This window comes from Rhizobium ecuadorense, assembly GCF_001187535.1.
Taxonomy (GTDB): domain Bacteria; phylum Pseudomonadota; class Alphaproteobacteria; order Rhizobiales; family Rhizobiaceae; genus Rhizobium; species Rhizobium ecuadorense.
In genome coordinates, this window is record NZ_LFIO01001473.1 from 1 (window position 1) to 260 (window position 260).

General features: G+C 49.6%; 1 protein-coding gene. It reads left to right on the forward strand.

From position 1 onward, the window contains the following. Positions 1-35: 35 nt before the first annotated feature. On the forward strand, positions 36-260 hold a 225-nt coding region (locus AF337_RS44685), incomplete at its 3' end, for a hypothetical protein (protein WP_210168087.1).

A 260-nucleotide genomic window follows, 5' to 3' on the forward strand; every position in this document is an offset into this window, starting at 1 on the left:
CCGGAACATGGGGCACTACACTCTATGGGGATATAATGAAGGGGAGCGCCTCGAATTGTCAGGAGCAAGTCGCTAATTTTTTGCTAAGTGATACCGATCGGGCCAGGGTGTCGCTTTTGCTTCAACGACAACAGCGTCTCGCTCTTGAACTAGCCGACCATAATGGCCATGTCGGATATGATATCTATCCGCACCATATTTGGTCTTCACCATGGCTCTTCCAAGAGTTCTCGGGGCTCGATATTCGATCTGTGAAAAGC